The following is a 20,799-nucleotide window of genomic DNA, read 5'->3' on the forward strand; positions in this document are numbered from 1 at the left end:
TTGGAATGGATGTTCGTTTCGCTGGTATCGCCGAGCTGACCCGCGTCCAGTCCGTCGCCGTCGTCATCGACGTCCTGCGCGCCTTCACCGTGGCCGCCTGGGCGTTCAATCAGGGGGCGGAGAAGATCGTGCTTGCGGAATCACTCGATGAAGCACTCGCCTTGAAGGAACGCCATCCGGATTGGGTAGCCCTCAAAGACGGTCCACCCGCACCCGGATTCGACGCCGTCAACTCGCCCGCATTGCTGACGTCGATCGACGTGGCCGGACGGACCGTCGTGCAGAAGACGACCAACGGAACCGTAGGCGTCCACGCCGCCAAAGATGCGTCATTGTTGCTGTGCGCGAGTTTCGTGGTGGCGGAGGCGACGGCCCAGCTGCTCCAGACGTGCGAAGACCGCTCTGTCACGTTCGTGGTCACCGGCGAGAATGGACAGGCCGATGAAGACCTGGCCTGCGCCCAATACATTGCGGGCAGGGCAGCCGGGACCGACATAGACGCGGCTGACTTCCTTCGCCGGGCCGCCGAGTCTCGCGCCGCCGCCGATCTGCACGACGGGGCGCGCGGCGGCCTGCCAGGAGTTCATGTCGACGACGTAGCGCTGTGCCTGGAGGCTGACCGGTTTCCCTTCGCCATGGTGGCAGCATCCGACGGCCCGCTCATGGTCCTGCGCCCGCACGCGATCTCCTGACGTTCCGTGTGACCGTCGACCGGGACGCTCGCGGAGACCAGTCACGACGGGGAAGAACCCGGTAGCTTCGATCCCATGAACATCCCTCCATACAAGACGGTCGCGATCGGGTTCCTGCTCGCGACCATCCTGCTGTCCGCGACGCCCGCCTCGGCCGCGTCGAGCAACGGTGCCGACATCCACTTCGAACCCTTCCCGAGCCCACCCGGATCCGTCACGACACAGACCCAAGACCTCGCCGACCGCCTCGCCGCCATAGTCGACCAAACACCAGACGGCATGGCAGGCGTACGCATCGACGGTCCGAACGCGATCACACTGACGATCCCACCGAACGCCGACGCCGCCGCGGCGCAGAGCGTGATCAAACGTGAAGCAGCCCAGTTCTCCCAAGCCGGTGCCGCACCGACCGTACGCGTCCAACGCGCCGGGCGAAGCCGAGCAGAGCTGACGAAGGTCCGCGCAGACCTCGAAAACCTGTGGCGAGCCGGAACCTGGGCCGACAAGGTCACCGGAGTAGGCACCGACTCCGCCCGCGGCGTCGCCGTCGTCTACGCGGTCGACGACTCCGTCATCGCGCGGAAGGCCATCAAGGCCCGCTTCGGCGATGCCGTGGTGTTCCGGCACATGGAGGTGCCCAAGGCCGCCGAGGCCGATCGTTCACGCGACACCGCCGCGCACTTTGGCGGCGCAGGCATCTACATGTGGAATGTCGCGCACACCGGCCGGCGCGGCTGGTGCTCCACCAGCTTCCCGGTCGTGCTCGACGGCCAGCGATACATGCTCACCGCCGGTCACTGCCTGCCCGGAAGCACCCAGCACCCGCGAGCCTGGGCCAGCGCATTCACTACAGCGACCCCCATTCCCAGCTCGAGTTACTACTTCGGCAACCTTTACACCACGACCCTGGCCGGAACCATGGACTCGACCAGCGACGGCACGCAGGACCGTTACGGAGACTGGGCGATCATGTCCGGATCCACGTACGCGCCCTACGTCTACAACTGCGCGAACCTGACCGGCAGCTGCACCTCGCTTCCCGTCGGAGCGGCGAGCTGGACCACGCCGGTGCTGGGCGCGGCGATCTGCACCAGCGGCTGGACGACGGCACAGATCTGTCGTCAGTACGTCGTCGACACCGACTGCACCTGCGCCGTTGCGTACTCCGGCGGCACCGCGAACGTCGCACACATCGCGATCTTCCGATCCGACCAGAACAACGACGGGGTCTACGACTGCAACACCACTCGAGGCGGGGACTCCGGCGGTGCGGTGTATCAAGGGATCAGCGGTCGGCCGGGATACGTACGGGCCCTCGGCAATGTGACCGCAGGTGACGACTGCACCTCCTACTACACGAAGCTGGAGGGCCTCCGCGCCTGGAACAGCTCCTTCAGTATGCCCACCTTGTAACCGGCGGCCGCCGGGCATGTCGAAGCGGCGCGGTTCCCGCCAGGGAGCCGCGCCGCCACCGGCCGCGCGACCAGCGCGGGCTGGTCGCCTCGAGAGTGCGGCAGCATTCCATGATCCGGCGCCGCCCGCGAACCGGCTGCCACGGCCAGGGCACAACCGATGCCACGCCGTTGCAGCCGGTCACGCAGCCGTGCTGCTCCACCCATGAACCGGCTAGTCACTGCAGTCCCCGGGCACCTATTCCTGCGGGCCGGCCGCGTAAAGGCGTGTGGCCTGCAGAAAGGCTACCGTCTCGGCGAACTGTTCATCGGTGAGGATGGGACCGACAGTCTTGCGCGGCCCAACGACTCGGTCGGCTTGCCGCTGCACCGGCGTTTCGACCTCCGTCCCATCCACCAGCCTCACAACGATCGCGTCCCGCACCGTCGCCAGCCCGGAAATGCGGGCGGGGCGGCTATAGACTTCCGCCACGTCAGCCCACGGGAGCGTCCGCGTCCGCAGGACGCGAACCACCCGGACCTGCCGGGCCCGGACGTAGATGCCGGTGCGATACATCCGCCAGACGTAGGCGAGCATCAACGTCAAGAACCCGCCCACGAACGCTGCCTCCACCGCGCGAAACCCTTGCTGGACGGCACTGCGCGCGAACGCGGCGGCAAACGCCAGGATGATCGCGCCAAAGCCCAGGATGAGCCACTGTGCTGGACCGGTTGGATTCACGCGCCGCCAACGTCTCACCACGACATCGTCGCCACCCATGTCAACCCGACCACGGGGGAGCAGGCCATGGACCCTCGCCGCCTGCCCTTGCTCGACCACGCCAGCCGGAGCCCCGCGATTTCGTTGGGTCACAGCGCATCGATCCGGCGCGAAACTGAATCGCAATTCCACGCCCGGCTCGACGAGAACGGAAGGGCACCTACATGTTCAGACCCTCCCTTCGTACCCTCGCACGCGTACTTCTGGCCGCCGTCTTGGTGGTCTCCGCATCGGCGTTGCCCGCGCCGGTGTCGGCCGCCGGAACTCGACCGCTGTTCCAACTGCCGTTTCCCTGTGGTGATCGCTGGTTGATGGACACCTATCCAGGACACGGCGACTACAAAATCGACATGACGCATTCCAGCGGCAACAGCCTGGGCCGCGCCATCCTCGCGTCAGCCTCCGGAACGGTGTCCTTCGCCGGTTGGGGAGACAGCGGCGGCTGGTGGGTGATGATCGACCACGGCGGCGGCTGGCAGACCCAATACCTGCACATGCAGTACGCGCCGAGCGTCAGCCAGGGCCAGTCGGTGGCCCGCGGCCAGCGGATCGGATACGTCGGCAGCACCGGCGACTCCACCGGACCCCACCTGCACTACGTCCAGTATCGCGACGGCGCTCGCACCGAGGCGTACTTCAACGGCGTGCCCTCGGGCATGACCACCGATTACAGCGCCGCGCGATATATCACCAGCTACAACGGGTGCTCGCAGCCCGGGGAGGTCTCCGACTTCAACGGCGACGGCCGGGCGGACGTGATCGGCGTCGACTCCGGCGGTGACATGCTCTTCTACCCGAACAACGGCGGAGTCTTCGGCGCCACCGTGCAGATCGGCCAAGGCTGGGGAACCTTCCGTCAGGTCATGGCGGCCGACTTCTCCGGCGACGGTCACGCTGACATCCTTGGTGTCGACTCCGGCGGGTACTTCTGGTATTACCCGAACAACGGCAACGCCATCTCCACGACGACGCGTCGCCAGATCGGCCAGGGCTGGGGCACGTTCAAGTTCGTCATGGCGGCCGACTTCTCCGGCGACGGTCACGCCGACATCCTGGGCGTCGACTCCAGCGGCGACCTCTGGTATTACCCCAACAACGGCAACGCCATCTCGACCACGACGCGCGTCCAGCTCGGCCAGGGCTGGGGCACGTTCAAGCACGTTTTCGCAGCCGACTTCTCCGGCGACGGGCAGTCCGACGTCCTCGGCGTCGATTCAGGCGGATATCTCTGGTACTACCCGAAGAACGGCACCACCATCTCGACGTCGACGCGGGTTCAGCTCGGCCAGGGCTGGGGGACGTTCAAGCACGTCTTCGCCTCGGACTTCTCCGGCGATGGCCACGCTGACATCCTTGGTGTCGACTCCGGCGGGTACCTGCGCTATTACCCGAACAACGGCAACGCCATCTCCAGTGCGACGAGCAAGCAGATCGGTCAAGGCTGGGGCACGTTCAAGCAGGTCATGTAGGACGCAGATGGACGGCGGCCTCGGTCGCCGTCCATCACAGCTCGCCCGAAGCTCGGCGGACGCGCTTGCGCGCTGACGATCACGTCCCTCACCTGACGGTCGCAGCCGGCTCAGCGCAGTGCGTTCAGCTCCGTTTTCCCAGGCGGCGGATCTCAGCGCGGGCGTGGTCCACCTCCGGTGTCTCGTCTCCGTGCGCGTCGGCGATGGCGTTGGCGAGGTCTTGCGCGCCGCTGATGAGATGCCGGGCCTGACGCCGGTTGTGGAGGCGTTTGGCGTACTGGCGGCGCTCCTTGCGAAGTCCGCTGACGGCCTGCGGGAGAGGCGGGTCCGGCCGGACTCGCTTGCCGGCTGTTCCGCTTGACCTAGAGCGCGCTCCAGGTCGCATAGTGACCCCCGTACGCATTGGAGCGCTCCCAATTGGAGCGACGGAACAGCATGGATGGGAAACCGATGAAGCGAGTACTGGGCCGAAGCGGCATCGAGGTCAGCGCCCTGGGCCTCGGCTGCTGGGCCATCGGCGGCCCGTACGCCGGGGGAGCGAACCAGTACGGCTGGGGACACGTCGACGACGCCGAATCGATCCGCGCGATCAGGCGGGCTCTCGACCTGGGAGTGACCTTCTTCGACACGGCCAGCAGCTACGGCGCCGGCCACAGCGAGACGGTGCTCGGGCAGGCCTTGGGTGGTGACCGTGACCAGGTGGTCATCGCCACCAAATGGGGCTGGACCTTCGACGAGGCGACCAGGGAGGCGGGCGGAGCCGACAGCAGCATCGCCTACCTGCGCAGCTGCCTGGAAGGGTCGCTACGGCGGCTGGGCACCGACTACGTCGACCTCTACCAACTCCACCTCGGCGACCTGCCCGTCACAGAGGCGCTCGAAATGATCGAGCCGCTGGAGGACCTCGTGGCGGCCGGGAAGATCCGCGCCTACGGGTGGAGCACCGACGATCCGCAGCGCGCCGAAGCGTTCGCCGCAGCCGGTACGCACTGCACCGCGATCCAGTACGACATGTCGGTGCTGGCCGACCGCCCGCGGATAGTCGCGTGCTGCGAGCAGGCGGAGCAGGCCGGCGTCAACCGAGGTCCGCTGGCGATGGGACTGCTGAGCGGAAAGTATGCCGACGGCCGGAAAGTCGCCGCCGACGACGTGCGCTCGCAAGGCTACGAATGGCTGACGTACTTCCACGACGGTGCGGCGGCACCGCGATGGCAGGCCCGGGTCGAGGCACTACGAGAGGTGTTCGCCGCGGGCGGCCGCACCCCGACCCAGGGGGCCCTGGCCTGGCTGTGGGCCCGCAGCCAGACCACCATCCCCATCCCCGGATTCCGTGACACGGCCCAGGTCGAGCAGAACGCGGCCGCGCTCACCTTCGGCCCGCTCAGTGCACGCGAGTTCGCCGAGGTCGAGGACCTGCTATCAGACTTGCGTACCAGCTGAGGCGCTGCGGCGGTGGCCGGACGGATCGGGTTCAGCGTTGCGGAGTGCCGGATTCGGCATCGGATCGCAGCGGCAGCTTCGCGACCGCGGCGACCAGTTCGCCCCGATCGAAACTCGCCGTCGGCAGCGCCCCGGTCCGCGCGTACCGCAAAAGGCCGCCGGAATCGACGAGGAACGTGCCGCTGTGCTGCATCAGCAGCCGCCGTTCCAGACCCACGGCCCGGTGCGCGGCGTCACCGTGGGACGAGACCACCCGCAGGCCGCCGGCCTTCCGCTGAACCCGGATGGCGTCGGCGGCCTCACCCGGCACGATCACAACCGGCGCGACATCGCGCTCGGCGAGCGCGTCGCGCAGTTCCGCCAGCGCCCGGACATGGTGCAGGCAGACGAGGCAGTTGTGCGCGCGCATGAAGAAAAGCACGGCGGGACGACCGGCGCGGACCTGCTCTAGATCGGTCCGGAGGCCGTCCGGGTCGACGACGGACAGGGCGGGGAAGGGAAGGCCGAGTACGGGCGGCATCGAGGTGTCCTCCGGGAAGGGAATGATCGGTCGTGCGGTGACCAGTCCACCCGACGGAACCGGCGAGCGTCCAAGACCAACTCGGTCGGCCCGATACCGTGCCGGTATCGTTGCCGCTCATGGACCTGCGTAGCCTGCGCTACTTCGTCGCGGTCGCCGAAGAACGCCACTTCGGCCGGGCCGCGCGGCGGCTGCACATGGCCCAGCCGCCGCTGAGCAGGTCGGTCAAGGACCTCGAGACCCGGCTCGGCCACCTGCTGCTGCACCGGTCACCGGCCGGTGTCAGCCTCACCCCGGCCGGAGAAGCGCTCTATGCCGAAGCCCGCGCGCTCATCGCGCAGGCGGACCGCATCCCGGAACGAGTGGCGGCCGCCGCCGGCACCCCGACCCTCGTCGTCGGCGTACTCGCCGACAGCGCCGAGCAGATCGGACCCCACCTGGTCACCGCCTTCCGGGCCGCCCACCCCGGCGTGCACATCCGGATGCGGGAGGCCGACCTCACCGACCCATCCTGCGGGCTGAAATCCGGGCAGGTGGACGTCGCGCTGACCCGGACCCCGTTCGACGACACCGGCATCGCCACCCACGTTCTGCGTACCGATCCGATCGGCGTCGTCGTCCGCGCCGACGACCCGCTGGCCCAGCAGACCGTCCTCAGCCTCGAAGACCTGGCGACGCGCCGCCGGTTCCGACTGCCCGACGACGCCGACGCGATATGGCGGGACTACTGGAACGCGCTTGCCGCCGAGGGTACGGACAACGACGACCCCGTCATCCGCACCCTGCGCGAATGCCTGCAATCGGTACTGTGGAACGGTGCCATCGGCCTCATGCCACTGGCCGACACGCTTCCCGACGGGCTGGTATGCGTACCGCTGAAAGGCGTGCCCCCGAGCCACCTAGTGATCGCCTGGACGCGGGGGAGCCGCAACCCGCTGGTGCGGTCGTTCATCCAGACCGCCGCCTCCCTGCGCACCCAAGCCACGGCGTGATCTACTCGCACGCCGGTGCCGGCAGCCATTTCCAGGTCAGAGGGATTGAGATGCTTCTTGCGGGCGGTCGCAGCGACCACTGGGAACCGTGGCACCTAGTCATCTTGGGACTGCTAGTCATCGTCATGGGCGTCATGGGCTTCCGTTAGAAGCGTCGTGGTGGCGCCGGTTATCGATATAGCACACGGTGTTGGCCGTGATCTTCGGAATCGTGTTGACGATTACCGGGCCCGTCAGGTTTGTTGGATAGATGGGTGCGCAGGCCATTGTCGCCTAGTCGGGGTCCAGAAAGGGAGCGGCGACGCTGACGAACCCGCTTGATCGTGATCTGGCGCAACTCGACGAGGACGAACTGCTGGAGCTTGAAGACGCCGATCTCATCGACGACCTTGAGGCGGCGCTCAAGGCCCTTCCGTATCCTGGATATTGGCGCGTGGTTGGTGCCGGGTTCACAAGACCGCCAACGTCCTGGCCGCGCTGCCCAAGTCAGCACACTCCGGCGCGAAGGCCGTCCTGGCTGAGATCTACAACGCCGAGGACAAGCGCCACGCTCAGGCCGCGGCCGGCAGATTCGCCGCCGCCTACGGAGCCAAGTTCACCAAGGCCACCGCGAAGGTCACCGACGATCTGGACATGCTGCTGATGTTCTACGACTTCCCCGCCGAGTACTGGGTGCACCTGCGCACGTCCGACCCGATCGAGTCGACGTTCGCCACCGTCAGGCGTCGCACCCGTGTCACCAAAGGCCCTGGCAGCCGCGCCGCAGGCCTGGCCATGGCGTTCACGCTCATCGAATCGGCCCGGGACCGGTGGCGGGCGGTCAACACCCCGCACCTGGTCGCCCTCGTCCGTGCCGGTGCGACCTTCGTTAACGGTCACCTCGTTGAGCGAGCGTGCCAGGCGGCCGCCGTATGAACACGCCGCCACGCTCGGCCGCCAGTAAGCAGCGGCCAACCGACAAGCTGACTGCGCTGCGGCTCGGTCAGCGCCTGGTCGCCGAGGTGCCGGCCTCCGGGCCGGGCCGACGCGCGTTCGTCGACATCACGCCGTCGACCGGCCCCGTCGACACCGACGCCCAGGCGCAGGGCTGGAGGCGCCCCGACCACGCCCGCACGTTCCGCCTACGGCAATGGGATTACGAAGCCGATCTTGTCGACCTCTTCGACTACGACATCGGCGCTGTCCTGATCAGGGAAGCGAACGCGGAAGGCGAACCTGAACTAACCGCGATGCTGCAGACCTGGCAACTGAGTCCCGACCAATTCCTCTATCCATGGCAAACCAACGATCCGAGGTAGGCCCAGACCAAGGACCCATCCACAGGTCTTGACAATTCATCCCCTACCTCGCCGGACACCGTCCTACACGGTGATTAGGTCGCATGTCCCAATCAGCGGTCGTGGCGTCATAGGGTCTGGAACGGCCAAGTCTGATGAGCCATCCATCGACAACTCCCTCTACGCCATATCCCAGACCCATGGGCCTCACCGGTTCGACGAACCACCGGATCGGGCGAGCTTGAAACGTAGGACGCCCTCTCGAGGCGTGCGGCAAGGGCGCTGGATGCTCGAACGGCTCCAGCTTCGCCAAGGCCGTCAGGGACAAACCTGGCTGACCTGACGGCACTGCTCAACCGCGGCGCGGACTTCACGGAGGAATCGGAGGCTGCTGAAGGGATCACAAAGGCGGGCAGCGTCCGCGCCTACGTGTCCAAGAAGGCAATGAGCCTTCCGAGCAAACGCGTTGTGACGCTAGGTAAGCGTCCACCTGCGACACGCCAAACTCGTTGCCCTGCAAGCAAAATAGGCAAGCCCCTGTATGAAGTGGTCATCTCACTGATCAACTTCACAGACAGGGGCTTCGCGTGACCTCCAGTGTCACATACTCCGCCGTGCTCGATGTCCGCCGGGAGACCGTAGTGTTCTTGTCGAGCCTGCTGCACGCCCACCGGCGCGCGGTCGGGACCCGCACCGGCACCCGCGCGCTCAGCTGCTTCAGGCAGGCCATACTCGTGCTGCGCTGGTTCCTCGACGGCACCCGTCTGGCCCAGCTGGCCCGCGACAACGGCATCAGCCGCTCGACCGCCTACGACTACCTGCACGAGGGCATCGACCTGCTCGCCGAACGCAAACCCAGCCTGCACACCGCGCTGCTGGCCGCCAAGATGGCCGGACACACCCACATCAACGTCGACGGCACGCTGCTAAGCACCGACCGCTGCCACATCCCCGGCCCGACCCCCGGCGTCGACCTGTGGTGGAGCGGAAAACATCATCACCACGGCGGGAACGTGCAGATCGTGTCCACCCCCGACGGATGGCCGATCTGGGCCTCCGACGTACGCCCCGGCCGCGAACACGACACCACCTGCCTGCGCACCCACGAAGACATGCTGCCCGCCCTGCGCGAGTGGACCGACGACGACCTGCCCGCCCTGGCCGACCTGGGCTACGAAGGCGAACCCGACGTCTTCATCCTGCCGATCAAGAAACCCGACGGCGGCAAGCTCACCGACGCCCAACGCCAGCACAACTGGCTGCACGCGTACGCCCGAGCCCGCGCCGAACAGGCCAACTCCCTACTCAAGACCACCTTCAAAGCGCTCCGGCGGATCAGCCTGTCACCCGACGTCATCGGCAAGATCGCCGCCGCCGCACCCGTCCTACTACACGTCGACCACGCTCGCACCACATAACCACGCTCGGTAATCAGAACCTGGGCGGAGAGGCTCATTGACACGGGATAGATACCCTTGATCAGTGGGCGGAGCCTCGGTGCGAAGCATCTGGCAGAACATCTGGATGCCGCTCTTTCTCATGTCGTTCGTCGGACTCTTCTGCGTGCTCTTGCTCGACTCGCAGGAGGGCACGCCCAGTGCTGGCGGCTGGGCGCTCGCTCTCGCGGTGGGTGTACCCGGTGTCGTCGCGGCGATCCGGCTGACCCGCGTCGGCGTCTTCGCCACTTCGCGGGGTCTGCTCGTTCGCGGAGTCTTGCGTACTCGCACCTTCGCCTGGCCGCAGATCGCCGGTGTGACGAGCGCCCAAATGAGGAGTCTTCGGGGCCAGTACTACTACTTCCCGGCCCTCATCTACCACCCGGCGTACCGCGTATCCAGCACGATCGAGCACGAGATGTATGCAGGCGGCACTCGGTTGGCTGGCATCTGGCTCTTCGCTAACAGCCCCGCCGGCGCGGAGCAGTGGGCTGTGCGAATCCGCGAACTGGTCGCAGCCCACGCGGCTGAATGAAGCCTCCTGAGCGGCCGCGGGCTTCACGTACATCCCGTGCAGCGCAACATGCGGCATGTCGTGATCGGACGATCACATAGTCACAGACCGCGATCAGGACCTTGCGCGGAATGGCTCAATGGCCATGAAGACCGACACCGAAGCGGCCGGAAAAAGATCGCTGGGTGACAGGCGGAGTGGGCCTCGACGTTCGGAACGGCAAGATCGTCTCCATGGTGTCCGCGAGTGGCGATATCACTGTTGACGACATGCAGGCGATGGGGAGTCCGAATCCCACGCGGAGCCATCGACGTCGGCGGCAACCTCGACGCAGAAGTCAACATCGGGCAATAAGCCCGCGCCAACGGGATCAAACAACTCACCGTTCCGACAACGAACCGCCATGCCGTATGTGTCGGCGACATACCCGACCGGCGATGATCACCCCGGACAAATGCCGAGGCAATAGGAGGCACCTAGTTCAGGCCCGTAGTGAGCCGGTCCGCGTCTGCTCGTGATACCACAGACAGACCACTGTTGCTTGGCCACCGTCATATCGTTCGATGAACCATATTCTGGGCAGGTCGTCCTTCACGATGGGAGCGTACGTAAGGAACATCTCCTTGCATGACTTATTCGCCACCTCCTCAACAAAGAACAGTCCCCGACGATCCTCAGGCGGTTCGAACTCGCCGACAACCTCGGCCACATGTGACTCGGTACAGGGAACGCCAAGTAGCTCGGTGAGCGAGGACCCCGCCGCGTACTCTTTGATGCAATCACCCGCTCGCAGGGACCCGATCGGGATAGCACCAGCGGCGACGATGCGGCCCGACGCATCACGTGTAGCCTCACGTGAGGGCAGGCCGACGAACATCACCATGGCCAAGAGGACGGCCCAGACTGCTCCCAACACGATGCCCGCAATAGCTTGAGCCTTGCCTCGCTGGCCAGTCTCCGTCACCCGCCGCAGCGCGACGATTCCTAGGACCACGGCGGGGATGCCGGCGCCAGCGGGGGTGATGCCGAGAGCCAGCGATGCGACCGCCAGTCCGTTCGTGCCGTCTGGTGCATCGATAACGCCTTTGCGTCCTTCGGCCGGGCCAAAATGTGAGGTCACGGCGTGCGACGCTACAGGACGTGTTGTTGCAAGGTAAGAGGCGCCATGCATGACACGAGATCGGTCCGTCGGCTGCACCTGTGCGGACGTATGCCGCCCCGGTCCCCGTTCAAGCTCGGCGTGCACGACCGCGGTCAAGCCCTGGAACTCGCCCGCCACATGGGTGTGCTGTAGGCCGGCCAGGAAGAGGCCGCGGTCCGGTCAGCGGCCGTAGCCGAAGGTTAGGCTGCCGTCGTCGGTTAGGACCACGACCGGGCCGCTGCCCGGCTGCCAGCCCTCCGGCACGACGAAGACGCGTTTGTCGATGCGGTCGAGCAGCCGCAACCCGGCGTACCGGTAGGACCGGCCGTCGTGGTTCCGCAGGATCGAGGGATCCTCGAGTAGCGCCACCGGTTTGTCACTGGAGACTTCGACGGAGATCTTCTCCGTGGCGCTTCCGGCGATGTAGTCAGCGGCGAGCTGGTTGCCCAGCACCTCGGCCCGGTTCGACGCGGTCCAGAACAACAGCACCCCGAAGATGAGGACGGCGAATAGCTGCATCGCCGGCGATGGCTCGGGCTGGAACCGAAGCCGGTACGCATAAATGAGCAGACCGAGCCCCGCCGCAAGCGTGACTGGGAACAACTGGAAGGCCACCTCGTCCCATACAGATCTGGTCGCGTACACGAGAACGGGAAGCGCGATGGCGATGGCGGCAAGCAGCCACGGCACCCAGCGGCGTGGCTGCCACCCGGCCGCGACCCTGGCGCGGACGGCCCGGTCGGCCGCGACCGCTGCGAGCCCGGCGACGCCGATGGCCAGCAACAACTGCAGTACCGGTCCCACACTGCGCAACAGGTAGTCCCGAGTGCTCATGCCGAGAATCGACTCGTCAATGCCCAGGGCGGCCGCCTGCGACTCCGCGCGCCGCCATCCGAAGTACACGAGCAGGGCGGTGATCACGGTGACGTTGGCCAGTAACAGAACCAGTTGCCGGGACAGCTCGCGGGTGGTGGTCGTGTCGGCGGGAGCGGATGTCTCGGTCACGATGCCTCGCGGGGATTGTCGGGAGAGGTCAGCCAGTTTTCCTCATACGCGCTTGGCTGCGCATCAGACTTGCGGACGGCACATCTGATCGAGTCGCGTGACTTGCGGTTGAGGGTGCTAGAGACGGAGCGGAACAGTTCGCACACGTGCCAGCTCGAATATCCCTTGCCCGAACTCTCGCCCGTCCGCCACGACACACCGGCCCAACCGGCCGGATACCGATCTTTATGCTGCGCGACCAAGTTCCAAATCTTCTGCGCGTCGGACGTCTTGCCCCGGCACAGCAGGACCCCGGCCTGGAACAGGATGACGTCACGCGGCTCGGCCAGGTATTTGTAGTTCTCGTCGAGCAGCTCCTGCGCCTTGGTGCAGTGGTCGCCGTCCAGCTCGTCGTAGATCGCGTTCTCGACGTTCGCATCGACGGAGCGATCACCACCGGGCAGGCCGAAGCCGTAGTTCGGCTTCTTGGACGCTTGTGCGGACGCCACTGCGGTGGGCGTACCGGCCGGCGGCGTGCAGTCGGCTTGCGAGCATCCGGCCAGCAGCAACGCCGCTGCCGTCAGCAGAGTGCCGAGACGGCGGGTAGGAGTCGTCATGAGCGACGACGGTAGCGGCGAATCCGCCTTCCTCGTGACCCTGCGTCGCAATGATGACCATGAACTCCGCGGGCATGAAGGCGTCTGTGAAATGCCGCCAACGGCCAGCAGGACGCCGCCTGCTCGACCGCCAGGTCGACGGCCTGATCATCAGGTCGGGCAACCGAACCGATGACCCGCGGCCGCGTCGCCCTGACCCGCGCAGCACGTGCTCGAGCCGTTCCTCGCCGTGCACCAACGGCCCCCACTGACTACCGTCACCCTGCCCCTTGCTGGAGATGGGCGCGTGGCCGGACGATGTCTGGTCGCGGCGGTCAACGGCGAGCGGCAGACGCACGAACTCATCCGCGCATCCCGCGAACTCAAGATCCGCGCGCCCGCGGTCGGCTTCACCGCTGCGGTTGGCGTCGACGAGGAACGGCCGAGCAGGCCGCCGAACCGGAGGCGTGGTCAGTACTGGACGAGGGTCCAGCTTTCGCGGAGGTCGGTTGTCTCGACGTAGAGCAGCTGAACGGTGGAGCCATTGCCGTCGCCGGCCGGGTAGAGGGCTCTGTTGGACTGGACGCCCTGGATGCGCCGGCCACCGTCGGGCATCGATTTGAGCGACCACATCTGGTTGTACTGGGTGGGCGGGTAGCAATCCCAGAGTTGCAGCGGCGTGCCGTCGACACCGCCCCACTGGGCAGGGGCGTCGAGGCAGGTTCCGCTGGCGTCGTTGATGACTTCGAAGGAATCGTCGGTCAGCCAGTGCAGATACCACATCTGGTTGTGCTGGGTCGGCGGATAGCAGTCCCAGATCTGGATGCGGGTGCCGTTGGCGCCGTTGCCTTGCGCTGCGGCGTCCAGGCAGCGGTGGTTGGCGTTGTTCACGATGTAGTACGGGCCCCAGTCGCCTGCTGCCGGGACATAGTTTGCGGAAGCGGCGGTGGCCGGCATGACCAGGCTCGCGGCGAGTGTGACCAGGCCGAGACCGGCCCGCGTGACAGAACGGATCCAGCGATTCATGGGTGCTCCTTTTGTTCGGCACGGCGGCACCGGGGCCGTCGATGACCGCGATCAGCGATCACACCGGCAGCATCCACCTTCGGCAGTCCCGGCCGCACGGGACGAAGTCCTGATCCGTTCGGGACAATCCCGCACCGGGATCGGGGCCGGTTGTCGCGGTCGGGCGGATCGGTCACATCGGAACCTGGCCACGATCGCTCACGCTCTTGCGCCGTGAGAGTCCGCGGCCCGGCCGTCCGGACCCGGGCCGCCCGCCATATGCCCGTCGGGCTGTGGGGCCTTCTCGACGCGCCGCCTGATGCGGGAGAGTCGTCGCTGCCTGCGCGCCGATCATGCACCATGAACCCGTGCCGTCTCGGAGTCACCCCTTCGATTGGCCCACCGGAATACGGCAATTGCGTACAAATGGAAACGAGAGCCGGATATCGCCGAGTACTTGGTGGGCAAAGCTCATGGGCGGACGGGGAGCGTTGCTGGGCGTCCCGCTCGGCAACGCGACGTACCAAAACATCAACTTCGGGCTCTTCCGGATCTTGATCCCGGTCGACCAGTTGTGGGACGCGCTGACGATCCAGGGATACCACGTCCAGCAGCACGTGTTCGACCCGGTTCAGCTGTCCGGCGCGGCCACGGCAAGCGTTACGGGCAACGTACTGGCCTACAAGTGGCCATGCCAGCCGCCGGCTGGGACTCCGGTGACCTATCCGCCACCTCCGCCACGACCGGCTGTCCGCCGCCTGCTCACTCGTCGGCGGTAGGCCGATCCGAGATGGACAATATCGAGCCCCGGCTTCGCTAAGCGACAGCGTCCCGACGTCGCGCGTCCTGGCTACTCGACGACGGCGAGGACGACCTTGCCGTGTTTGCCGCGAGCTGCAGTGCGGATAAATGCTTCCCCGGCTCGTGCATGGGGGAAGACTGAATCGATCTCGGGTGAAAGGTTCCCCGTGTCGGCCAGTCGGCCCACCTCGGCCAGGTCCTCACGGTTGGGTTCGACGATGAAGTAGTCGGCGCCGGGTGCCTCGGCGGCGATTGTCACGATCCGGCCCGCGCGGCTGGCGGAGTGCGCCAATGCCTGGCCCCCCACCGTGTCGAATAGCAGATCGCAGGGCTGCCCGTCCTCCACCAACACTGCGCCCCGGCTGCGGCCCAGTTGCACCGCCACATGCCCGACACCACCGTGCGCGCCCGTGACGTAGAAGCGTTCACCGGCCGTCAGCCGGCCATGGACGAACAGTGCCTGCCAGGCGCTGAGCCCGGGCATTGGCAAGGCTGCCGCCTGGACGTGGCTCAGCGAGCCCGGCTTGGGTGCGAGCACCTCCACCGGCACCAGCGCGTACTCAGCCGCTACCCCGTCGCGGTCGAACGGCGTGAGAGCGAAAACTTCCTCGCCGGCCGAGAACCCGTCGCTGTCCTCGACCACCACGCCGGACAGTTCATAGGACGGGATCGCGGGTAGCCGGTCGGATGGCCAGTCCAGCTCGCCACGAGTGATCGCCGCAGCGTGGACCCGAACCAGCGCATGTCCTTGACGTGGCTGGGGCGGCGCAATCTCGTCCAGCCGGAGCCCTTCGATCCCGCCAGGCGCGTGCAGCCGAATCGCCCGCATCGTCACCACCGCCTAGTAAGAATCGGCCGGAAAACGCCCCGTCCGGCACGCTATCAAGGTGATGCCCGATCGGGTGCAGTAATTCGTCCAGCCGTGGCGTCCGGGCCAGAAATTGTGGGCCCGTCTGCGAACTTCAGACCACGTTGGCCCCGATGAAAATCCTTGGATGACGGTGCTCCGACATGGTCAACGCCCGCGACTGGGCAGCCCGGCACGGGGTGGTCCTCCGGATCGAAAACGCCACGACAACGTCGAACGAGTGCTGGCGATGACCGGCGTGCTGACGGAGCTGACAGAGTGACCGGCGACAAAGACGAACAGAAACTGGGTGAGCAGCAGTGCCCGGTCGACCATGGTGTTCAGGCTGGCAGCCAGTGGCGGAGCCCGAGGCGGTCGGCGATCTGCCGCGCGACCTGCGTAAGACGTTCTTGGTGGCGACTACGGTGGTGACGCCGGGGTGCGTCCGCAGGTTGTCGCGCAAGCGCACGGCTATCGCGGTGACCGTTGACCACCATGAGGCGGTGAGGTCCGCGTCGGCATTCACTTCGTGAGCGACCTCGTCGGCTTGAACCTCTGCGTGGCAACGCAGGCAACGTGGCTCGTTGGGCATCCGCCGACCGAACATCCTGTGGTCTTCGCACTCCCGAGATGAGCGTGGCCGGCGGGGGATCACCATGTCCAATTCTCGCCAGACCAATGCCGTCCGGGCCGCCACCATAGGTTGGTGACCAAGGAGAGCACGATGGACGTGCTGCAGAAGTTCTACGCCGCCGAAGCCGCCTACATCGCGGCCGGAGGCAGGGGAAAGGCCTCATTCGACGGGATCGCCGCGTGCCTCCATCCCGGCGTGGTGATGTACCAGGCGCTCAGCCTCCCGTACGGCGGTATGTTGGCGGGTGTTGCCACCGGCGAGGTGCGGGACCTGTCCGATACATGGGCTCCGCAAACTCTGCGCGTCGGCGCCACGCCGTGATCTATTCCAGCCGCCGGAGCAGGCCGCCCATCCGGCTGCCCGCCTGGAGGTCGGCCGCCTGGTAGTTGTCCGCGATCTCCAGCAGTGCCGAAGCCGCGTCGTGGAATCGATCCCGGGCTGCGCCGAGGACCGCGGACAGGTCGTCCCGGCACGCTTCCCACGAGTCTTTGAAGAGCGGGAAGTGGTTGCTCAGCCAGCCGGGCAGGACCATGCCGCCCAAGCTCGCCGCAGCGCTGCCCAGCTGATCCGCCGCATCCGGTAGCTTGCCGGTGCCGGCCGCCCGCAGATCACCCAGTTCTACCTGAACGTTGCCGGTATACTCACCGAAGCTCTCGCCTCGGGTCACGGTGGGCCGGGCCACTTTGATACACGCGCTGGATAAGGTCAGCTCCCGATGCGGGTGCGCCGGGTCGTAGCCGCAGGTGCCGATGTCTGGTGGCGGTCCAGGCTGCACACGGTCGCGATTCAACGCATCGGAGAGATCCGTGTCGTACCCCGCGATCCGCGTGTCCAGCCGATCGAGGTTCTCGTTGACCGACGTGATCACGCTCTCCGGGATCAAGCCGTGCCCGTCGAACTGCCGCGAGATCTCCCACTCGGTCTCCGGGTCCGAATCGGACCCCGCGACCAACGAGCCGATGCCGGTGACCAGCGAAATCGTGCCCAGACCGACTGCCAGCGGCCCGCCGCCCAGCGTCAGGCCCGCGCCAGTCGCGGAGATCGACAGAAAGTTCAGCACGCCGACCAACGTTGGTTCACCGTTGTACGCGGAGGCCGCCGCCTCGGCGATCATCAGCACGTTGGCGCGCGTCTCCTTGATCTTCCGGCGCAGCAACTGCAGCGAATAGTTCAACTCCTGCGCGTACGCCTGTTGCAGCACCACCGCCAACTGCAACGGGTCGCCGATCACCAGTTGGAAGTTGCGAGCAGCCGGCCCGGTCCACTCCTCCTCCGTCACCAGATCCCGCACGTCCATCAAATAGTCCTGCGCGGCGCCGATGCGCCCGAACACGGTCTGCGCCGTCAACCCGGATCCGGCGCCCAGGCCGCCGAGTTCATCCTGGTAGCCGGCGAGGGTTCGGATCTGCCGGAGATCGAAATCCCGGAACATTTCCAACCTCGACACGAGCCGCACGACGTTGGTCATGAACACGTCGTAGCGCACCTGCATCGGGTCATCCCGATCGAGCGTGTGGTGCACAGGCGTGCCGGTGCCGAGGGCCTCCACATACTCCAGCCGCTCGGCCGGTCCCACGACGATGTTGAACAGCGACAGGTAGCGGCGAAACGACTGCTCGGCCGCCTCTCTGAATTCCTCCGTCTGCTCCGTCAGGTCTTCATAGAAGCCCATCAAAGAAGAGTAGGAGGATGCCGCCTTGAACGCCAGCCGTCGAGCCGACACCACGTGGCGGACCGGCGAGGAGTGTCGCGAGATCGACCATCCGCCGGTGCCGTTGGCGCGTCGGATGGCAGACTGACCCGGCCTCGCGCTGCTCACTGTGCGTCTCGCCGGGTCGACGTGAATGCTTGCGTCGATGGCAGACGTCGGCGCACTGCTGCGGCGGATCGCGCCGCGCGTACGCGCTTTTGTAGAGTGGCGCACATGGCGCGCCCGACTGACGACCCGGTCGCCGCCGAGTGGGTCACCTTCCGGGGCCTGACCACGGCGGGCCGTTCCGCCGAGGTATGCGCTCTGGCCGATCGGATCGTCGCCGAGTGCGACGATCCGTTGCATGTCGGCCAGGCTCTCATCGAGAAACTCGCCGCGATGATCAACCTCGGGCAGGTCAATGATCGGCGTGTGAGCGCGGCCGCTCTGGACGCGATCCAGGAAGCGCTGGGCCGGGCCGAGCCGCATCTGCGGTTGACCGGCGAGTTCTACGTCCTGTCCGGCGTCGTGGCATACGCGAACGGTTCGCTCAGCACGGCCGTCACTCACCTGGTGCGGGCGGAACGGTTGCTGCGGCAGATGACCGAGCTGACCGTCGCCGCCGCCGACACCTGGCACGACCTGTCGGTCAGCTACTCGACCATGGGCTTTCACGCCAAGGCGCTGGACGCCATGCGGCAAGGCCGGCGACTGTGCCGCCGTGCCGGCCTGCCCGAAGCGCTGTGTGCCTGCCTGGAAAGCAAGGTTCGCGCCGCGCTCTGCGAAGATCACCATGGGCGTACGGACCAGGCGATCACCGGGCTCGAAGCCGTCGTCCGCTTCGGTCAGGCCCACGCCGCCGACCTCGGCGCGCTGGACGTCGGCTTCTGGGCGTACGCCGCCGCACGCCTGCCGACGCTGGGCATCTCCGTCCCGGCGGTCGCCGTCCCGCAGCAGGGCAGTGATCCCGAGTTGAGCCACCTGAGCCATCTGACCGCAGCCTGTGCCGCCATCACGGGAGGCGAACCGGACAAGGCACTGGACCTGTTGGCCGGAGTCACCGACGCACTGGACGTGTTCGGCGCGGCCGAGATCGGCCGCCTGCGGTCCATCGCGTACGCCGCCCAAGGCGACTATCGCGCCGCGCTCGCGGAGGAACGAGCGGCGATGGCAGCGGCCGCCACCGGTGACCGCGAACTTCGGCAGCGCTATCTCGGCTCGGTCGGCATGACGCTGGACCAGGAACGCCTGCGTAAGGTGGCCCAGCAGCACGCTGTCGACGCCCGGTCCGACCCGTTGACCGGCCTGCCGAATCGGCGTCACCTGGAAGCGTTCGTCGCCGCCCTCGCGGTGAGCAGGACTCCGGCGGTGATCGGCCTGCTTGACCTCGATCGGTTCAAAGCCGTCAACGACACCCACGGCCACCCGACCGGGGACCTCGTCCTCCAGCAGGTCGCGGCGATCCTGGCCCGTAACACCCGCCCCGACGATCTGCTGTGCCGGTTCGGCGGGGACGAGTTCGTGTTCGTCCTCCCCACGACAACGCTTGACCAAGCCGTCCGGATCGGTCACCGGATCACCCAAGCCGTCGCCACGCACGGCTGGCAGACCCTTGCCGAGTCCACCCCGGTTACGGCCAGCATCGGCTGGTCCTGTTTGACCGGCGGCGACCTCGTCGCAGCGCTTCGGGAGGCGGACCGCGAGCTTTACCGCCACAAACGCGCTCGGCACGTGGCCTCCGGCGGCACGACCGCCTGACTGGCTTCCGGCCGGCCTCGCTGCACTGTGGACTGGCGTGCCTTCTGCACAGACGTGCGGCATAGCTCCAAGCAAGATCCTGTGTGGACTTTTCGCCATGGGTAGCGCGATCGGCCCGGAACGTACACAATGTCCGACGTCCCTCGGTTTGGAGATTGTCAATGCGTTGGAAGAACACCCTCGTCGTCCTCGCCACCGTCGCCTGCACCACGCTGCTCATCCCGGGACAGGCGGACGCGCACACCTCCGTCGTCAGCGGCTCGGCGCCGTGCGATCAGTCCGGCAAGCGGACGGTGACGTGGACCATCAAGAACAATTGGCACAGCGAAGAGACCGTGAAGAATCTCTCGCTCAGCCCGCAGCCGCTGGGCGACGCCAGCCCTGGCCTGCCGACCACCATCACCAAGAACGGCAGCTACACCTTCTCCTATGAGGTGCCCGCCGACGTCAAGAAGATCACCATCTCGTTCACGGCGAAGTGGCCCGACCGGTACCAGGAGGACGTGAAGGGCTCCATCGGCGACCTGCCCGCCTGCCCGAGCCCCAGTCCCAGCGCGAGTCCGTCGCCGAGCCCGGTGCCCAGCAGCGCCAGCCCGGTCCCGCCGAGCCCCACGCCGAGCAAGCCCACTCTGCCCACGACGGGTGTCGCGCTGCCGGCGCTGCTGATCGGTGCGCTCGTGCTGATCGGTGGCGGTGTCCTGTTCGCTGTCATCGGACGTCGCCGCCGCCTGGAGGCGTAATCCGCAAGGCGTTGGCGGTCGCCGGCCGAGACGGCCGCCAACGCCTCCTCCCTGCCAAGGCCGCGACTGCGGCCTCCCATCCTGCCGAGTG

Annotated in this window: 21 protein-coding genes and 1 pseudogene; 14 read left to right on the plus strand and 8 right to left on the minus strand. The window is 66.8% G+C overall.

Annotation, left to right across the window (positions count from 1 at the left end; all coding sequences use genetic code 11):
* Positions 1-5: 5 nt before the first annotated feature.
* Both AB0H43_RS27005 and AB0H43_RS27010 read left to right on the plus strand, forming a co-directional pair.
* Entirely contained in the window at positions 6-692 is a 687-nt protein-coding gene (locus AB0H43_RS27005) for a 2-phosphosulfolactate phosphatase (RefSeq protein ID WP_360003686.1), read from the plus strand.
* Between the two features lie 75 nt (positions 693-767).
* Positions 768-2,105, plus strand: a complete 1,338-nt coding sequence (locus AB0H43_RS27010) for a hypothetical protein (protein WP_360003689.1) — start codon at positions 768-770, stop codon at positions 2,103-2,105.
* A gap of 237 nt (positions 2,106-2,342) precedes the next feature.
* Here the strand turns inward: AB0H43_RS27010 and AB0H43_RS27015 are convergent, their stop codons facing one another.
* Positions 2,343-2,864, minus strand: a complete 522-nt coding sequence (locus AB0H43_RS27015; protein ID WP_360003691.1) for a hypothetical protein — start codon at positions 2,862-2,864, stop codon at positions 2,343-2,345.
* 350 nt (positions 2,865-3,214) lie between these two features.
* Between AB0H43_RS27015 and AB0H43_RS27020 the strand changes: the two genes are divergently transcribed.
* Together AB0H43_RS27020 and AB0H43_RS27025 are read left to right on the plus strand one after the other, a co-directional pair.
* Entirely contained in the window at positions 3,215-4,333 is a 1,119-nt protein-coding gene (locus AB0H43_RS27020) for an FG-GAP-like repeat-containing protein (RefSeq protein ID WP_360003694.1), read from the plus strand.
* A gap of 450 nt (positions 4,334-4,783) precedes the next feature.
* Entirely contained in the window at positions 4,784-5,773 is a 990-nt protein-coding gene (locus AB0H43_RS27025; RefSeq protein WP_360003696.1) for an aldo/keto reductase, read from the plus strand.
* 31 nt (positions 5,774-5,804) lie between these two features.
* Here AB0H43_RS27025 and AB0H43_RS27030 read toward each other — a convergent pair whose 3' ends face one another.
* Positions 5,805-6,293, minus strand: coding sequence for a redoxin domain-containing protein (locus tag AB0H43_RS27030; protein ID WP_360003699.1), 489 nt, complete (start codon positions 6,291-6,293; stop codon positions 5,805-5,807).
* A 119-nt stretch (positions 6,294-6,412) separates the two neighbouring features.
* On the opposite strand from AB0H43_RS27030, the gene AB0H43_RS27035 reads away from it, so the two are divergent.
* The 5 genes and pseudogenes from AB0H43_RS27035 to AB0H43_RS27055 all read left to right on the plus strand — a co-directional run bounded on the left by AB0H43_RS27035 (position 6,413) and on the right by AB0H43_RS27055 (position 10,533).
* A complete protein-coding gene (locus AB0H43_RS27035) occupies positions 6,413-7,285 on the plus strand; it encodes a LysR substrate-binding domain-containing protein (RefSeq protein ID WP_360003700.1) in 873 nt (290 codons plus the stop codon).
* Positions 7,286-7,735: 450 nt separating this feature from the next.
* Positions 7,736-8,200: pseudogene (locus tag AB0H43_RS27040) on the plus strand (transposase); the annotation flags it as partial.
* Positions 8,197-8,583, plus strand: a complete 387-nt coding sequence (locus tag AB0H43_RS27045; RefSeq protein WP_360003703.1) for a hypothetical protein — start codon at positions 8,197-8,199, stop codon at positions 8,581-8,583. The pseudogene AB0H43_RS27040 and the gene AB0H43_RS27045, both read left to right, overlap by 4 nt.
* A 566-nt stretch (positions 8,584-9,149) precedes the next feature.
* Positions 9,150-9,980, plus strand: coding sequence for a transposase family protein (locus tag AB0H43_RS27050; RefSeq protein ID WP_360003706.1), 831 nt, complete (start codon positions 9,150-9,152; stop codon positions 9,978-9,980).
* Between the two features lie 79 nt (positions 9,981-10,059).
* Positions 10,060-10,533, plus strand: a complete 474-nt coding sequence (locus AB0H43_RS27055; protein ID WP_360003709.1) for a PH domain-containing protein — start codon at positions 10,060-10,062, stop codon at positions 10,531-10,533.
* 460 nt (positions 10,534-10,993) lie between these two features.
* On the opposite strand, the gene AB0H43_RS27060 is transcribed toward AB0H43_RS27055, so the two are convergent.
* Positions 10,994-11,632: a DUF4190 domain-containing protein gene (locus tag AB0H43_RS27060; protein WP_360003711.1), complete on the minus strand. Its 639-nt coding sequence runs from the start codon at positions 11,630-11,632 to the stop codon at positions 10,994-10,996.
* Positions 11,633-11,677: 45 nt separating this feature from the next.
* Between AB0H43_RS27060 and AB0H43_RS27065 the strand changes: the two genes are divergently transcribed.
* Positions 11,678-11,806 carry a hypothetical protein gene (locus tag AB0H43_RS27065; RefSeq protein WP_360003714.1) on the plus strand — a complete coding sequence of 43 codons (129 nt, stop codon included), beginning with the start codon at positions 11,678-11,680 and terminating at the stop codon, positions 11,804-11,806.
* 27 nt (positions 11,807-11,833) lie between these two features.
* Here AB0H43_RS27065 and AB0H43_RS27070 read toward each other — a convergent pair whose 3' ends face one another.
* From AB0H43_RS27070 to AB0H43_RS27080, 3 genes are all read right to left on the minus strand, one after another.
* Positions 11,834-12,658, minus strand: coding sequence for a hypothetical protein (locus tag AB0H43_RS27070; RefSeq protein WP_360003716.1), 825 nt, complete (start codon positions 12,656-12,658; stop codon positions 11,834-11,836).
* On the minus strand, positions 12,655-13,254 hold the full coding sequence (locus tag AB0H43_RS27075; protein WP_360003718.1) for a hypothetical protein: 600 nt from the start codon (positions 13,252-13,254) through the stop codon (positions 12,655-12,657). The genes AB0H43_RS27070 and AB0H43_RS27075 overlap by 4 nt, the downstream gene beginning before the upstream one ends.
* A gap of 450 nt (positions 13,255-13,704) precedes the next feature.
* Complete coding sequence (locus tag AB0H43_RS27080; RefSeq protein ID WP_360003720.1) at positions 13,705-14,259, minus strand: RICIN domain-containing protein; 555 nt, start codon at positions 14,257-14,259, stop codon at positions 13,705-13,707.
* 452 nt (positions 14,260-14,711) lie between these two features.
* On the opposite strand from AB0H43_RS27080, the gene AB0H43_RS27085 reads away from it, so the two are divergent.
* Complete coding sequence (locus AB0H43_RS27085; protein WP_360003723.1) at positions 14,712-15,017, plus strand: hypothetical protein; 306 nt, start codon at positions 14,712-14,714, stop codon at positions 15,015-15,017.
* A 71-nt stretch (positions 15,018-15,088) separates the two neighbouring features.
* Here the strand turns inward: AB0H43_RS27085 and AB0H43_RS27090 are convergent, their stop codons facing one another.
* Complete coding sequence (locus AB0H43_RS27090) at positions 15,089-15,868, minus strand: NADP-dependent oxidoreductase (RefSeq protein WP_360003836.1); 780 nt, start codon at positions 15,866-15,868, stop codon at positions 15,089-15,091.
* Between the two features lie 724 nt (positions 15,869-16,592).
* On the opposite strand from AB0H43_RS27090, the gene AB0H43_RS27095 reads away from it, so the two are divergent.
* On the plus strand, positions 16,593-16,841 hold the full coding sequence (locus AB0H43_RS27095; RefSeq protein WP_360003725.1) for a hypothetical protein: 249 nt from the start codon (positions 16,593-16,595) through the stop codon (positions 16,839-16,841).
* A 1-nt stretch (position 16,842) separates the two neighbouring features.
* Here AB0H43_RS27095 and AB0H43_RS27100 read toward each other — a convergent pair whose 3' ends face one another.
* Positions 16,843-18,339 carry a hypothetical protein gene (locus AB0H43_RS27100; protein WP_360003727.1) on the minus strand — a complete coding sequence of 499 codons (1,497 nt, stop codon included), beginning with the start codon at positions 18,337-18,339 and terminating at the stop codon, positions 16,843-16,845.
* A 105-nt stretch (positions 18,340-18,444) separates the two neighbouring features.
* Between AB0H43_RS27100 and AB0H43_RS27105 the strand changes: the two genes are divergently transcribed.
* Both AB0H43_RS27105 and AB0H43_RS27110 read left to right on the plus strand, forming a co-directional pair.
* A complete protein-coding gene (locus AB0H43_RS27105; protein ID WP_360003730.1) occupies positions 18,445-19,968 on the plus strand; it encodes a GGDEF domain-containing protein in 1,524 nt (507 codons plus the stop codon).
* A 161-nt stretch (positions 19,969-20,129) separates the two neighbouring features.
* Complete coding sequence (locus AB0H43_RS27110; protein WP_360003733.1) at positions 20,130-20,708, plus strand: hypothetical protein; 579 nt, start codon at positions 20,130-20,132, stop codon at positions 20,706-20,708.
* Positions 20,709-20,799 lie beyond the last annotated feature (91 nt).

Origin of the sequence: Hamadaea sp. NPDC050747 (assembly GCF_040654195.1) — a bacterium.
GTDB lineage: Bacteria > Actinomycetota > Actinomycetes > Mycobacteriales > Micromonosporaceae > Hamadaea.

Excerpts from the sequence above, each read along its gene's own strand:
- AB0H43_RS27035 (WP_360003700.1), top strand. The coding sequence starts at position 6,413 with ATGGACCTGCGTAGCCTGCGCTACTTCGTCGCGGTCGCCGAAGAACGC.
- AB0H43_RS27020 (WP_360003694.1), top strand. The coding sequence starts at position 3,215 with ATGACGCATTCCAGCGGCAACAGCCTGGGCCGCGCCATCCTCGCGTCA.
- AB0H43_RS27010 (WP_360003689.1), top strand. The coding sequence starts at position 768 with ATGAACATCCCTCCATACAAGACGGTCGCGATCGGGTTCCTGCTCGCG.
- AB0H43_RS27065 (WP_360003714.1), top strand. The coding sequence starts at position 11,678 with ATGCATGACACGAGATCGGTCCGTCGGCTGCACCTGTGCGGACGTATG.
- AB0H43_RS27090 (WP_360003836.1), bottom strand. The coding sequence starts at position 15,868 with ATGCGGGCGATTCGGCTGCACGCGCCTGGCGGGATCGAAGGGCTCCGG.
- AB0H43_RS27015 (WP_360003691.1), bottom strand. The coding sequence starts at position 2,864 with ATGGGTGGCGACGATGTCGTGGTGAGACGTTGGCGGCGCGTGAATCCA.
- AB0H43_RS27025 (WP_360003696.1), top strand. The coding sequence starts at position 4,784 with ATGAAGCGAGTACTGGGCCGAAGCGGCATCGAGGTCAGCGCCCTGGGC.
- AB0H43_RS27105 (WP_360003730.1), top strand. The coding sequence starts at position 18,445 with ATGGCGCGCCCGACTGACGACCCGGTCGCCGCCGAGTGGGTCACCTTC.
- AB0H43_RS27045 (WP_360003703.1), top strand. The coding sequence starts at position 8,197 with ATGAACACGCCGCCACGCTCGGCCGCCAGTAAGCAGCGGCCAACCGAC.
- AB0H43_RS27075 (WP_360003718.1), bottom strand. The coding sequence starts at position 13,254 with ATGACGACTCCTACCCGCCGTCTCGGCACTCTGCTGACGGCAGCGGCG.
- AB0H43_RS27085 (WP_360003723.1), top strand. The coding sequence starts at position 14,712 with ATGGGCGGACGGGGAGCGTTGCTGGGCGTCCCGCTCGGCAACGCGACG.
- AB0H43_RS27005 (WP_360003686.1), top strand. The coding sequence starts at position 6 with ATGGATGTTCGTTTCGCTGGTATCGCCGAGCTGACCCGCGTCCAGTCC.
- AB0H43_RS27110 (WP_360003733.1), top strand. The coding sequence starts at position 20,130 with ATGCGTTGGAAGAACACCCTCGTCGTCCTCGCCACCGTCGCCTGCACC.
- AB0H43_RS27080 (WP_360003720.1), bottom strand. The coding sequence starts at position 14,259 with ATGAATCGCTGGATCCGTTCTGTCACGCGGGCCGGTCTCGGCCTGGTC.
- AB0H43_RS27030 (WP_360003699.1), bottom strand. The coding sequence starts at position 6,293 with ATGCCGCCCGTACTCGGCCTTCCCTTCCCCGCCCTGTCCGTCGTCGAC.